7 protein-coding genes are annotated in these 14,411 nt (G+C 48.1%); 5 read left to right on the top strand and 2 right to left on the bottom strand.

What is annotated here, in order from left to right:
• Positions 1-2: 2 nt before the first annotated feature.
• Positions 3-1,577 carry an alkaline phosphatase family protein gene (locus MKX80_RS10745; protein WP_326207867.1) on the bottom strand — a complete coding sequence of 525 codons (1,575 nt, stop codon included), beginning with the start codon at positions 1,575-1,577 and terminating at the stop codon, positions 3-5.
• 129 nt (positions 1,578-1,706) lie between these two features.
• Here MKX80_RS10745 and MKX80_RS10740 point away from each other — a divergent pair, with 129 nt between their 5' ends.
• Positions 1,707-3,629, top strand: a complete 1,923-nt coding sequence (locus MKX80_RS10740; RefSeq protein WP_154996758.1) for an electron transport protein — start codon at positions 1,707-1,709, stop codon at positions 3,627-3,629.
• A 337-nt stretch (positions 3,630-3,966) separates the two neighbouring features.
• Here MKX80_RS10740 and MKX80_RS10735 read toward each other — a convergent pair whose 3' ends face one another.
• Positions 3,967-4,869, bottom strand: a complete 903-nt coding sequence (locus MKX80_RS10735; RefSeq protein WP_268343361.1) for a LysR family transcriptional regulator — start codon at positions 4,867-4,869, stop codon at positions 3,967-3,969.
• Positions 4,870-5,017: 148 nt separating this feature from the next.
• Between MKX80_RS10735 and gltB the strand changes: the two genes are divergently transcribed.
• The 4 genes from gltB to MKX80_RS10715 all read left to right on the top strand — a co-directional run bounded on the left by gltB (position 5,018) and on the right by MKX80_RS10715 (position 14,379).
• Complete coding sequence (gene gltB / locus MKX80_RS10730; protein ID WP_216928761.1) at positions 5,018-9,583, top strand: glutamate synthase large subunit; 4,566 nt, start codon at positions 5,018-5,020, stop codon at positions 9,581-9,583.
• A 16-nt stretch (positions 9,584-9,599) separates the two neighbouring features.
• Entirely contained in the window at positions 9,600-11,081 is a 1,482-nt protein-coding gene (gltD, locus tag MKX80_RS10725; RefSeq protein WP_154996764.1) for a glutamate synthase small subunit, read from the top strand.
• A gap of 567 nt (positions 11,082-11,648) precedes the next feature.
• Positions 11,649-13,349, top strand: a complete 1,701-nt coding sequence (locus tag MKX80_RS10720; RefSeq protein WP_261763424.1) for a DUF29 domain-containing protein — start codon at positions 11,649-11,651, stop codon at positions 13,347-13,349.
• Between the two features lie 22 nt (positions 13,350-13,371).
• On the top strand, positions 13,372-14,379 hold the full coding sequence (locus tag MKX80_RS10715; protein ID WP_154996770.1) for a glycosyltransferase family 2 protein: 1,008 nt from the start codon (positions 13,372-13,374) through the stop codon (positions 14,377-14,379).
• The last annotated feature ends 32 nt before the right edge of the window (positions 14,380-14,411 follow it).

The following is a 14,411-nucleotide window of genomic DNA, read 5'->3' as shown; positions in this document are numbered from 1 at the left end:
GGTCATTGTACGAGCTTCATAAAAAAATCCTTCAATTCAAGGTGGCGAAGATGTGCTGGAACCTCTTCCGAACCGACGATGATCATCGGAGCCAAGCTATCCGTTTTATAAAGTGAGCCATGGCCGCCTCCGCCAAAATGGAGGGGAGACTTTTCGCCGGCAAATTGGAATCCGGGTTTCGCATCGGCAATCACAAACCGTCCGCGATGCGAATGCATGGCGCTGTACAGGCGGGCAAGAGCATCCGGGTAATCGCCATACCGGATCGATGTGCCGTCTGCTTTAAGGTCCAATAAAGAAAAATCTCCGCTGATCGTCCATGACTGCCCGTAAGGATCTTGATAACCGCCTTCTGGACGAAACCGCAGCGGTTTTAAGGAACGCTTCGAATCGACGTATATCCAGCCGTCTTTTTTCCATGCTGTGAAAGCGATCCGTTCGTCTTTTTTCAATTCATTGACGGCATCCTGCAGCTGCCTGTTTCGGTCCGTTACATAAATGTATGCCATTCTGTCGTTTACCGCAAAAAGAAGCTGGTCTTTTCGATCGGGGCCTTCGTTTATTTTAGCGATCCGGTATCCTTTAAAAAGCGAATGGAGCCGGATGGCTGCCTTGTCTTTATCGCGTCCGATCAGTGTCTGCCCACCGTCTCCCATGACGACCCATACCGCTTTTTCGGCCGCATCACGCCAAGAATCATATGCACTCAATATACGCTGCAACTGCTGGTCCATTTTTTCGAGGCCTTTCATATCCATCGGCCCTTTTTTGTGTGCATCGTGGTCGAAATTGGGCAAGTAGGCGACAGTCAGCGCAGGAAGCTTCTTCTTTTTAATTAAATAGGCCATTTCCTGTGCCGTGAACTTGTCGTTAACCCCATAACCCTGCCAAATATGGTGGTAAGGGTTGTCAGGATCAAGCTGGGCAAAGCGCCCAAACGAAAAAAGAGCCGGCCCGCTTACCGTCATTTGTTCGGGCATCAATTTAAGCTTCTTGAGCGGGGGCGGGATGTTTAATTCGCGGCGGTCAGGTCCCCTGTATATGAGCCCGTTGATGGATGCCGACTGTTTTCCTTGCTTTTGCAAATCTTCATGTACCGTTGTCACCTTTCGGTTTAAATGGCGGTGATTGAGAGAATATATCCCGTCTTCGATCGTTTGTTTTATGCCGAGCGCAGCGATTTCTTTTTTATCGCTCCCGTAATTTACAATTCTCTTTTCGCCTTGGTTATACCAGACGAGCCCGGGAACGCGGTGGATATTCGGATAAGTTCCGGTGAGCAACGTGCTGTCAATCGTGACAGACATGGTCGGATACGCGCTCACCACTTCAGGTTCATAATGACCGTTTTCAAGAAAGAATTTCAATGCCGGGGCGCGGCCTTCTTGAATCGCTTTTTTCAAAGGCTGATCCATCAAAGAGTCGATGATGAGGACAATGACCGGTTTTTTGGAGGGTTTGACGGCCTCCGCTTCTTCATCCGAGAGCCCCAATTTTTCATCCCCGGCATTCAGCCATATGATGAATGAAACCAGCGCACATATGAAAATGACAAATACAATGCTTAGCTTTTTCAAAATGGCCTCATTCCTTTAATTCCATCGTATGCATATTCTGGCATGGGGCGCCTGAAGTTATAGCTGGTAATACGTTCTAAATGAATCCCGCCTGTTCTTGGGAAGCCTATTCAATTAGAAAGGGGGAAAATGATGAAGAAACATAAATGGTTAGCCGCATTTGCTATCATCGCAATTTTAGCCGTTATTGGCTATATCACGGTCAGACACCTTCAACCGGAATATGCATATATGCCTCCTAAAGAAAAAGTTATCTCAAAAGAAAAACGATTTCACGGATACGATCTATGGGGGACATTTACTTCGGACAAGCCCGCGTCCGCAGGGAAGGGGGCTGTAAAGGTTGATGACCGTCTTCTCGACTTGGGACGGGAGACATTTTATAAAGAAACATTCGGTAATGAAATGTTTTTAACAGATATCGTCGGACTGCTTGATGGTCCCATTACAGCTGCCAACATGACAAAAGCCATTGCTGGATTGAAAGGCAAAGGGACGACGAACTTGCGCATCGAATTGGCGGAAACCGTTAAGGTCGGCGGGAAAACCTTTAAAAAAGGCGAGAAGATCGACACCGGCATTGATGTTGCAAAAGGGGCTTATGCACCCCTCGGCATGCCTTTCAAATACGCTGACGGAAAAATCAAAGCCGGCATCAGCTGTGCGGCCTGCCACGCCACAGTCGATCCAAAAACGATGAAGGTGATGGAAGGCGTGACAAACCCAGATTTAAATACAGGACTGATGCTGGCGCTGGCGACGAATTCAGCGGCATATTTTACACATGCCGAAATTGATAACATTAAACAATTTATGAATGATAAAAGCCCTGTGATCACCGCGAGAAACGGCAAAAAAGAACGCCTTCCCGATCCGGACCGCCTCGAAGATGCAGTCGATCGTATCTTCCTGAAGTGGCCGAGAGGTTTTTTCGACTCGACGATCGATATGAAAAGCAATCCCACGCAGATTCCGGATGCCTATACATTGGGCGACCATCCGTACAGCTGGAGCGGTGCGGCAATGGCCGGTCCGTTTAAAGGCTTGACTGTGTTCAGCAATAATGTTCATGCGCAAAATTCGGACAGCCTCTCACAAGCCCCGGCAAGCCGGGCGCTTTTCGGCATGAGCGAAGATGTTTATATCGGGACGATCCTGCAAAGGGCTCCCGCCTCAACATACAGGTATCAGCCGAAAAAAGGGGAAAGTCCGACTGCTTTTTTCAAAAAAGCCGATCCCACTCCCGGAGTGCCGGGCGTCAACCAAATGGTCAAGCCTCCGAGCTTTCCTAACATCACATTGGCGGCGCCCGACGGCGTGCTTGTGAGCTCGTCCGGACGCAAAGTAAATGAAGAAAACAACGCTGTGTCTGCCTGGCAAAATACACTTAGACCACCTGATCCGCAGCAAAAAACCGACAGCCAAACCGTCAGGCGCGGCAGGCGAGTTTTTGAACAAGCGGGCTGCATATCCTGCCATGCCGGCCGGTATTTGACGAACAACAAGGTCATCTCGGTTGAAAAAGTCGGAACCGAGCCAACAAGAGCGCAGTCTTTTAAGAAAACGGAAAACATTTTTGGGGAAAGCCTCATTCATTCGCCTGACACACCGGTGCCTCTGCCGCGCAAGCCGAAGATTCTGAAAGTCCCGACAGCCGGGTTTGCCCCCGAACAGATCAAGCTTTCGTGGGCGCAGGGAGATTCCAAAGGCGGGTACAAAGTGCCGAGTCTGATCGGCGTTTACTGGCGCGCTCCTTATTTGCACGACGGAGGGGTTGCAGTGGGAAGCTCATTGAAAGAGACAGGCATACCAAAGACGATCATGAAAGGCAAGCAGGCGGACCCTTATAACAGCTTGCTGGCGATGATCGACAGAGACTTAAGACAGCAGGTTGTTAAAAGCAATTCAGAATCGCCCGACTTAAAAGCGGTCAGAGTAACCGGCAAAGGGCATGAATTCTGGATCGACGCCAAAAGCGGCTTTTCCGAACAGGAGCAAAAAGCGTTGATTCATTATTTAATCCATGCCGATATGCCGAAAAATAAGGAATAAAATGAAACGAAAAGCCGCCTGACAGGCGGCCTTTTTTAACCCTCGTCACCGCGACGGCGCTTGGACGCGGAATATGATCGCCTTTTCGGTCCTTTGTGACGGAGCGATAGGGAAGACCCGGCTGATGAAACATACTTTTCGCCTCAGCGATTCAGGACAATCAATTTGAAAATCAACATAAAAAAGGGGATGAACATACATATGTAAGATGCGCTTTTTATAATAGAAGAGACGCGGTCGCAGGTTTAAAGTACAGAAAATTCAGACATTTATCTGTATTTATGATAAAATAAAATCAGCCAAGCTTTTGCGCCCGGCTGGATTCGTTGTAAAACTGCTATTGATATTGCTGAAGGCGAGAAAAAAACTTCTTTACGAACTGATAAAAGACTTTTGCGGAAGGGGAAAGCTCCCTGTTTTTAGGGGTGATGATACCGACCGTGCGCTTTACCTGCGGATAATCAATCGGAATCTTCTTTGTAAAACGTGGAGCCGTTTCATTAAAGGCGCTTTCCGGCAAAAGCGTCACTCCCATATCAGCAGAAACCAGCCCTTTGATCGCATCCAAATCTTCGCCCTCTGAAGAAATTTTAGGCGTATATCCCACTTGCTTGCATGCATCAACAGCCATTTTTCGAAGGATGTATCCGTCTGGAAACAGCACATACTGATCATTTCTGAGATCGCCGAGATGAAGGCTTTTCTGGCCTGATAGCGGATGATTGACCGGCACGAGTGCCAAAAGGCTTTCCGAAAACAAAATGTCTCCTTTAATCTCGGCAATATTTGACGGAACGGGACCGAGAAAAGCCAAATCGATATCCCTGTTTTTCACCGCTTCGATCAAAAATTTATAAGATCCCTGCCTTAAAAGAAAAGCGACATGAGGATGCTCCTCTTTAAAAGCGGAAATGACTGTCGGGAGGAACTGGCCCGCAAGGCTTGTCGGGAAACCGATTTTAACGGTCCCGCGATTCGGGTCCAAATACTCGTCGATTTGTTCCTTCGCGAAATCGATCGCTTTCATCGCCGTTTTAATATGATCTAAAAACTGTCTCCCGATCGGAGTCAGCTTCACATTCCGGCCTTCGCGCTCAAACAAATCAACGCCGAGCTCTTCCTCGAGATTGGCGATCTGCCTGCTGATCGCCGACTGAGCGACATGAAGGTGCAGGGCCGCTTCCGATACGTGCTCTCTTTCTGCAACTTCCATAAAGTAATGCAATTGGCGTAATTCCATCGTTGTTTCACCTGCTCATCTCAAAATGAGATAGTTTTAATCTAAATTATATATTGTTTGTATAGATTTGAAAACCTACAATAGGATTAGAGTTTGTAAGATTTTATGACCGGGGACAAACGGGAAAAATGAACGGGGGAGAGGAACAATGACTTATAATCAATTACCAAAGGCACAAGGTCTCTACCGTCCTGAATTTGAACATGATGCATGCGGAATCGGCCTTTACGCTCATTTGAAGGGCCTTCCTACTCATGATATTGTCAAAAAAGGATTGCAAATGCTTTGCCAATTAGACCACCGGGGCGGTCAGGGCAGTGACCCGCATACCGGAGACGGGGCAGGCATCATGATGCAGATTCCGGATGCGTTTTTCAAAAAAGTCTGCGCCGGTTTCAACTTGCCTGAAAAAGGACGCTACGGCGTCGGGATGATCTTCTTTTCGAAAGATGACAGCGGGCGCGAGAAAACCGAAGCGCGCATTAACGAGCTGATCGAACAGGAAGGGCAGGCGGTGCTCGGCTGGCGAACTGTACCTGTAAATGTCGGAAAAATCGGAACAGTCGCACAGGAAAGCGCACCAGTCGTCCGCCAGGTATTCATCGGAGCAAATGAAGCGCTGAAAGACAATCTGGCATTCGAACGCAAGTTGTACATCATTCGCAAACAGGCCGAAAATTGGGCAAAAGAACACGAAAAAACGTTCTATTTCGTCAGCCTCTCAAGCAATACCATCGTATATAAAGGACTTTTAACGCCCGAGCAGGTTGATGCTTTCTATGAAGATTTACAAGACGAGGACTTCGTCTCAGCTTTTGCATTGGTTCACTCCCGTTTCAGCACAAACACGTTTCCGAGCTGGGAAAGGGCGCATCCGAACCGCTATCTGATCCACAACGGGGAAATCAATACGCTGCGCGGCAATATGAACTGGATGAAAGCGAGGGAACAGCAGTTTGTTTCTGAAGCGTTTGGTGAAGACTTGCCGAAGGTTTTGCCGATTCTCGATGAAAACGGAAGCGACTCCTCGATACTGGATAACGCTTTTGAATTCTTTGTACTGGCTGGAAGGAAGCCGGCCCATGCTGCAATGATGCTGATTCCGGAGCCGTGGAACGAGAACCCGTACATGTCAAAAGAAAAGAAGGCATTTTACGAATATCACAGCTCTTTAATGGAGCCGTGGGACGGCCCGACTGCGATTTCTTTTACAAACGGAAAACAGATCGGAGCCATTTTAGACCGGAACGGGCTCAGACCCGCTCGCTATTATGTCACTAAAGACGACTACCTTATTTTTTCCTCCGAAGTCGGCGTGATTGAAGTCGAACAGGAAAACATTTTATATAAAGACCGGCTGGATCCCGGAAAAATGCTGCTTGTTGATCTTGAAGAAGGACGGATTATCTCCGATGAAGAAGTCAAATCCGAAATCGCCGGAGAGTTTCCGTACCAGGAATGGCTCAGTAAAGAACTGGTTCATGTCTCAAACGACATTGAGGAAACCGAAGAAAAATCTGTGCCTGACCTGCTGACACGCCAAAAAGCATTCGGTTTTACGTACGAAGATATTCACAAGTATTTAATTCCTGTCATTACAGAAGGCAAAGACCCGCTCGGTTCAATGGGCCACGATGTCCCGCTGGCGGTGTTGTCAGACCGTCCGCAATCGCTGTTCAACTATTTTAAACAGCTGTTTGCACAGGTTACCAACCCGCCGATTGATGCAATCCGCGAGCAGATTGTGACATCGACATTAACATGGCTCGGAGCGGAAGGCGATATTCTCCATCCGAACGAAAGCAGCTGCCGCCGGATCAAATTGTATACACCGGTCTTGACGAACGCACAGTTCAATTCTTTAAAAGGACTTGTTCACAAGGATTTCAAAAGCAAGACGATTCATACGCTCTTTACAGACGATTTGAAGAGCGGACTCGAAGATATGTTTAAAGAAGTGGACAGAGCGATCGCCGAAGGCGTGACACTCCTTATTTTATCCGACCGCAAAATGGACGGTCAGAAAGCGCCGATTCCTGCGCTGTTAGCCGTCAGTGCCTTGCATCAGTATTTGGTCCGTGCAGGAAAACGTACAAAAGTCAGCATTATCGCCCAATCCGGTGAAGCGCGCGAAGTCCATCATTTTGCCGCCTTGATCGGCTACGGAGCGGATGCCATTCATCCGTACCTCACGTATGCGACATACAAACAGGCGATTGAAGACGGAGCGCTCTCCATCAGCTATGAAGAAGCCGTTACAAAATACAGCAAAAGCGTGACAGAGGGCGTCGTAAAAGTGATGTCCAAAATGGGTATTTCCACTGTCCAAAGCTACAGGGGCGCACAGATTTTTGAAGCGGTCGGGATCAGCAAAGACGTCATAGACAGCTATTTCACAGGAACAGCATCACAGCTCGGCGGAATCGGCTTGGACACGATTGCCGAAGAAGCGAAGCGCCGCCACAGGGAAGCTTATGAAGATACATTCAGTGAAACGCTTGATTCGGGAAGCGATTTTCAATGGAGAAAAGGCGGGGAACACCACGCTTTTAACCCGAAAACGATTCACACGCTGCAATGGGCATGCCGCAAAGGTGATTACAGCCTGTTTAAACAATATTCGAAAGCAGCTGATGAAGAAAGAATCGGTTTTCTACGCAATCTCTTCTCGTTTGATGAAAACCGGAAGCCGCTGCCGCTTGAAGAAGTCGAATCTGCTGAATCGATTGTGCGCCGCTTTAAAACAGGGGCGATGTCATTCGGCTCTCTAAGCAAGGAAGCCCATGAAGCGCTGGCGATTGCAATGAACCGTCTCGGCGGAAAAAGCAACAGCGGGGAAGGCGGAGAAGATCCGGCGCGCTTTACGCCTGACGCGAATGGTGATAACCGCCGCAGCGCGATCAAGCAAATTGCTTCAGGCCGTTTCGGTGTGAAAAGCCACTATCTCGTCAATGCCGACGAGCTGCAAATTAAAATGGCGCAGGGTGCAAAACCTGGGGAAGGCGGACAGCTCCCTGGCAATAAAGTGTATCCATGGGTTGCCAACGTTCGCGGATCTACGCCTGGGGTCGGCTTGATTTCACCGCCGCCGCACCACGATATCTACTCGATTGAAGATTTGGCGCAGTTGATCCATGACTTGAAAAACGCCAACCGCGATGCACGGATCAGCGTAAAGCTTGTCGCTAAAGCCGGTGTCGGCACGATTGCAGCCGGTGTCGCCAAAGCGACTGCCGATGTCATCGTCATCAGCGGCTATGATGGAGGCACTGGAGCATCACCGAAAACAAGTATTAAGCATACCGGCCTCCCATGGGAGCTTGGACTCGCTGAAGCTCATCAAACACTGATGATGAACGGTTTGCGCGAACGCGTTGTATTGGAAACAGACGGCAAATTAATGACTGGCAGAGACGTTGTCATGGCTGCGCTTTTAGGAGCTGAAGAATTCGGTTTTGCCACAGCACCGCTCGTTGTTCTCGGCTGCGTCATGATGAGAGCCTGCCATTTGGATACGTGCCCTGTCGGGGTAGCGACGCAAAACCCTGAGCTTCGCAAAAAGTTCATGGGCGATCCGGATCACATCGTGAATTACATGCTCTTTGTCGCAGAAGAAGTACGCGAATTGATGGCCCAGCTTGGTTTTAGAACAGTTGATGAAATGGTGGGCCGCACGGATGTCCTTCGTGTCAGCGAACGGGCCAAAGCGCATTGGAAAGCGGGGCAGCTCGATTTATCAAACCTGCTTTATCAGCCGGAAGGCGCACGTACATTCCGTACGCCGCAAAACCATAAAATCGATGAATCGCTCGATATTACGCAAATCTTACCGACCGTCCAGTCAGCTGTTGAAAACGGCACGCCTGCGGAAGCATCTTTTGAAATCCGAAACATCAACCGTGTCACAGGAGCCATAACCGGAAGCGAAATTTCTAAGCGCTACGGTGAAGAAGGTCTCCCTGAAGATACGATTACGCTCCGATTCACAGGTTCGGCGGGGCAAAGCTTTGGAGCGTTCGTACCAAAAGGAATGACGATGTATTTGACAGGAGATGCCAATGATTACATCGGCAAAGGTCTTTCAGGCGGAAAAATCGCCGTCAAAGCGCCTGACGGATTCAATCCTGCATTCCGTGAAAATGTTATTGTCGGAAACGTCGCATTTTACGGTGCTACAAGCGGAGAAGCTTATATTAACGGACTCGCCGGCGAACGGTTTGCCGTCAGAAACAGCGGAGTCAGCGTTGTCGTTGAAGGCATCGGTGACCATGGATGCGAATACATGACCGGCGGACGCGTCGCCATTCTCGGCGACGTCGGCAAAAACTTTGCCGCGGGCATGTCAGGAGGAATCGCCTACGTGTACGCCGAAGACAAAAAAGCCTTTAAACGGAAATGCAATCCTGAAATGATCGAGTTTGAAACACTTGAAGCACCTGAGGAAATCGCGGAACTGAAAACGATGATCGAAAACCATTACAGATATACTGAAAGCTCAAAAGCAGCTTCGATACTCGATCATTGGGAAGAGGCCGTCGGTCGATTTGTGAAAGTGATTCCGAAAGACTTCAAACAAATGATAGAGCGGATTAAAGAGCAGAAAGAAGCCGGCTTGTCTGATGAAGAGGCGTTGATGTACGCGTTTGAAGCCGGTACGAAGCAAAAGATTGAACCATCTGCGGCTGCTTCATCAAAAGAAGCGGTGGCACAGTAAGAAAGGGGAGGGGAAAATGGGCAAAGCAACAGGATTTATGGAATTCAAGCGGGAAAAGCCTGCTGAACGCGATCCTCTCACACGGATAAACGACTGGAACGAATATTCGTCTCCATTTTCTGAGGAAGCATCAAAAAGACAGGGAGCACGCTGCATGGACTGCGGCACCCCCTTTTGCCAAATCGGCATGGATATAGGCGGTTATACGTCAGGATGTCCGATTCACAATTTAATCCCTGAATGGAACGACCTCGTTTACAAGGGAAGGTGGAAAGAAGCGCTTGACCGCCTTCTAAAAACAAATAACTTCCCTGAATTTACGGGACGGGTTTGTCCGGCGCCTTGTGAGGGTTCTTGTACGGTGGCGATTTCCGATCCGGCCGTATCCATCAAAGGGATCGAACGGACGATTATTGACAAAGGGTTTGAAAACGGATGGATTCAGCCGCGAATTCCGAAAAAACGGAGCGGCAAGAAAATTGCGATAGTCGGCTCAGGGCCTGCCGGTCTCGCAAGCGCCGATCAATTGAATCAAGCGGGGCATTCGGTCACCGTTTATGAGCGGAGCGACCGCCCGGGCGGCCTGTTAATGTACGGCATTCCAAGCATGAAGCTTGAAAAAAGCGTTGTCGAACGCCGCATCAAGCTATTGACGCAGGAAGGCATCGACTTTGTCATAAATACGGAAATCGGCAAAGATATTACAGCCGACGAACTTAAAGAACAGTACGATGCGGTTATCCTTTGCACAGGGGCCCAAAAACAGCGCGATCTCTTGATTGAAGGCCGTGAAGCAAAAGGTGTCCACTTTGCCATGGACTATTTAACAGGCACCATTAAAAGCATGCTCGATTCGAATTTTAAAGATAAGCAGTTTATCAATACGAAAAATAAAGACGTCATCGTCATCGGCGGCGGGGACACGGGGGCAGACTGCGTTGCAACGGCTCTGCGCCAAAAAGCGCGAAGCGTCGTCCAGTTCGGCAAACATCCGAAGCTGCCCGATACAAGAACAGCCGAAAATATGTGGCCGGAATTGCCGCATGTCCATTCGCTGGACTATGCTTATGAAGAGGCGCAAGCAGCATTCGGCAGCGATCCGAGGCAATATTCGATCCAAACGAAAAAGCTTGTCGCAGACAAAAACGGCCATTTGAAAGAACTGCATACGATTCAAATGAAAAAAGTAAAGAATGACCAAGGAAAATTTGAGTTTCACGAAATTCCGGGAACGGAAAAAGTATGGCCTGCTCAATACGTCTTTATCGCCATCGGCTTTGAAGGAACGGAACAGCCGCTACTTGAGCAATTCGGGGTAAATACGGTGAGAAATAAAGTTGACGCAGCATACGGGGAATATAGAACGAATGTCGATGGAGTCTTCGCAGCAGGGGATGCGAGAAGAGGGCAAAGCCTGATCGTTTGGGCGATTCACGAGGGACGCGAAGTCGCCCGTGAAGTTGACAAATATTTAATGGGGAGTTCTGTACTGCCGTAAAACAAAGGGGTATTTACATTATATAAATGAAAGCCTGTCTCGCGACCTTCTTTTAGGTTGATGGGGCAGGCTGTTTTTCTTTTGATTCACTGTTTTTAGCTTGCTGACTAGACTTGCCTTATATTATTGTTCGGATTGATATACAAAGGTATTTTATAAAAAAATTGTGTACGTACTCCATTTTATGGGATACAGCATAACCTAAAGTATGCAAAGCAATCAAAGGAGGCTATAACAGTGGAAGAGACTTATCAATATCAAGATGACTGGGAGGATGCGAATAGACAGCAGCCTTTTACTTATGGCGGTTACCCTTATCCGAGGCCGAGACCTCGCCCTAGACCGAGGCCGCCGTTTTATCCGTATCCATTCTTCTATCCATTCTTTCCTTTTTATCCATATTACCCTTACTACCCGTACCCTTGGTAATGGGTAAAGCGAAGCTGTCTGGTGAAACAGACAGCTTTTTTCATTTTGATGAATTTTTCAAAACGCTTCCACGAATAATAACAGCGATATGATAAAAGCTCTATATTTCTAAAAGAGAACAAATTGGATGTGGTATTCGTGTCGTTATTCGTCAAAAAGTTGAGCAGAGAAAAGCGATATTTGATTTTCGCATTCAGTGTCATTCTTCTCTATGTCCTTCCGCTTTACATATTAAATGAAAACGCTCATATCCGCGTGCATGACAACCTGGATTCCAACATCGCCTGGTATAAGGTGCTGGCCGAAAGCGGACAACTGCTCGGCGGCGTTAAAGCGGTCATTCCGCAAATCATCAACGGACTGCCGCGGGATGCTTACGGAACGGAATGGAGCGGCATTGTCTGGCTTCATGCCTTGTTTCCCTCGATGACCGCATATGCTTTAAGCCAGACGATCACGAGGGTGTTTGCCTTTGTCGGGATGTACCTGCTGCTGAAAAGCCATGTGATTCGCGATGAAAAAGCGTATTTCATCAGAATCGCGGTATCGCTTGCTTTTGCCCTGACACCCTTTTGGCCTTCGGGAATGCTCAGCACGCTTGGTCATCCTTTGGCTTTATGGGCTTTTTTAAACATCAGGGCAGGGAACGACTCATGGAAAGAGTGGGCAACCCTTGCACTTTTGCCGCTTTACTCAAGCTTTGTGCTCGGTTTCTTCTTTTTCCTTGCCGCCGTTTCGCTGATTTGGTTTTATGATGTGGTCACAAAGCGTAGCTTTAACCTTCGCTTTCTCGGAAGTATCGCCCTTATGACAGGCATTTTTCTGGCGATAGAATACCGGCTTGTTTATTCGGTTTTTGCTTCAGGTGAAACGATGCATCGCGTTGAATTTATTTCGTCGAGGCATGACATCCTTCATTCGTTCCGGTTGTCCTTTAAAAATTTCGTGCTCGGCCACAATCATGTTATGACCGTTCATACGGCAGTGATACTGCCTTTGATTGTGCTCACTTTCGGGCTCGTCGTTGCAAGACAACGCGAAAAGCGACCAAGAGAAGAAAAGCTGTTTATCTTTTTATTCATTTTAAATTATGTGCTTTCTTTATGGTATGCCTTCTGGTTCAACAAGCTGTGGGCGCTTCCAAAGGAAAAGATCAGCCTGCTTTCGGCATTCAATTTCGCGCGTTTTCACTTTTTGCGCCCTCTTGTGATATACGCAAGCTTTGCAGTTGCATGCTACATATTGTGGAAAATGGGGAAGAGGTGGCGGCGCTTCGTGCATGCCGCGCTGGTCGCCCAGCTGCTCGTGCTTATTCCGTTTCACGAAGAGCTGACTTACGGCGCATACCACCACGCCCCGACATTTCGGGAATTTTATGCATCAGATCAGTTTAAACAAATCAAACGATTCATCGGTCAGCCGCCCGACTCCTACCGGGTGGCGAGTATCGGCCTGCATCCTGCGATTGCGCAGTATAACGGCTTCTACACACTTGATACGTATGCCAATATTTATCCGCTCAAATACAAGTATCAATTCCGGAAAATCATCGCCAAAGAGCTTGATAAAAATCCGGCCTTGAAGCGCTATTTCGATGAGTGGGGGAGCCGCTGCTACTTGTTTGTTGACGAGCTTGGAAAACATTACGCGTTCAAAAAGAACACGAAGAAAAAAATCACGAACCTGGAATTAAACACTGAAGCGTTCAAAAAAATGGGGGGACGATATATTTTTTCTTCCGTTCCGATTATGAATGCAGAACAAAACAAGCTTGCTTTTTTAAAGCGGTTCAGCCACCCGCAGTCCGCTTGGAACATCTATGTATATGAAGCCAAATAAGCATCGATAAGGAGGAAGCAAATTGAATCTTCAACAGCCTTTGCTGACGATCGTCGTACCCTGTTATAACGAAGAAGACGTGTTTGCCGAAACCGCAAAACAGCTGACTGCGGTATTGGATGATCTCACAGCAGACAAACTGATCTCTTCAGAGAGCAAGCTTTTATTTGTCGATGACGGATCGACGGACCGCACATGGCCGCTGATTGCCATGGAAAGCACAAAAAACCGCTATGTGACAGGCTTGAAGCTGGCCCGTAATTCAGGACATCAAAAAGCCCTCTTAGCCGGACTCGATAAAGCGAAGCAAAAATCGGATTGCGTGATTTCAATCGATGCCGACCTTCAGGATGACATTTCGGCGATTCGCCGGTTTATCGAAAAATATCATGAGGGCTATGAAATCGTCTACGGTGTACGCCGAAGCCGAAAAACAGATACATGGTTTAAACGAACGACAGCCGCATGGTTTTACCGGATCATGAATAAGCTTGGCATCCAGCTGGTCGATAACCATGCCGATTTTCGGCTTTTGAATAAACGGGCGCTTGAGGAGCTCAGCCGCTATGCAGAAGCAAATGTTTTCCTGCGCGGTCTGGTGCCCCTGATCGGCCTTCGGTCGGCCAAAGTGTTCTATGATCGAAAAGAGCGGCTGGCTGGAGAAACGAAATATCCGCTGAAAAAAATGCTTTCTTTCGCTTTTCATGGGATTACGTCTTTCAGTGTCGCTCCGATCCGTTTTTTTACCCTGATTGGCTTCTTCTTATTTTTCCTAAGCTGCATCGCGGGTATATATGCAATGATACAAAAACTGCTCGGCTACACGAATGCAGGCTGGGCTTCGCTGATCATTTCGATATGGTTTTTAGGCGGTCTGCAATTGATGGGGATCGGCATTATCGGCGAATATATCGGAACGATTTTCACCGAAGTGAAAAGAAGGCCGAGGTATGCGGTGGATATCGATTTGTATACTGAACGGCTCGGCCGGCGCGAACCTGAAAAACGGTCAGGAACGAAGCTAAGCTGATGACGGATGTTAACGGATCACTTAACTCAAAT

Source organism: Bacillus sp. FSL K6-0972 (assembly GCF_037976035.1).
GTDB lineage: Bacteria > Bacillota > Bacilli > Bacillales > Bacillaceae > Bacillus > Bacillus haynesii.
This window is presented reverse-complemented; position numbering and strand designations above follow the sequence as displayed.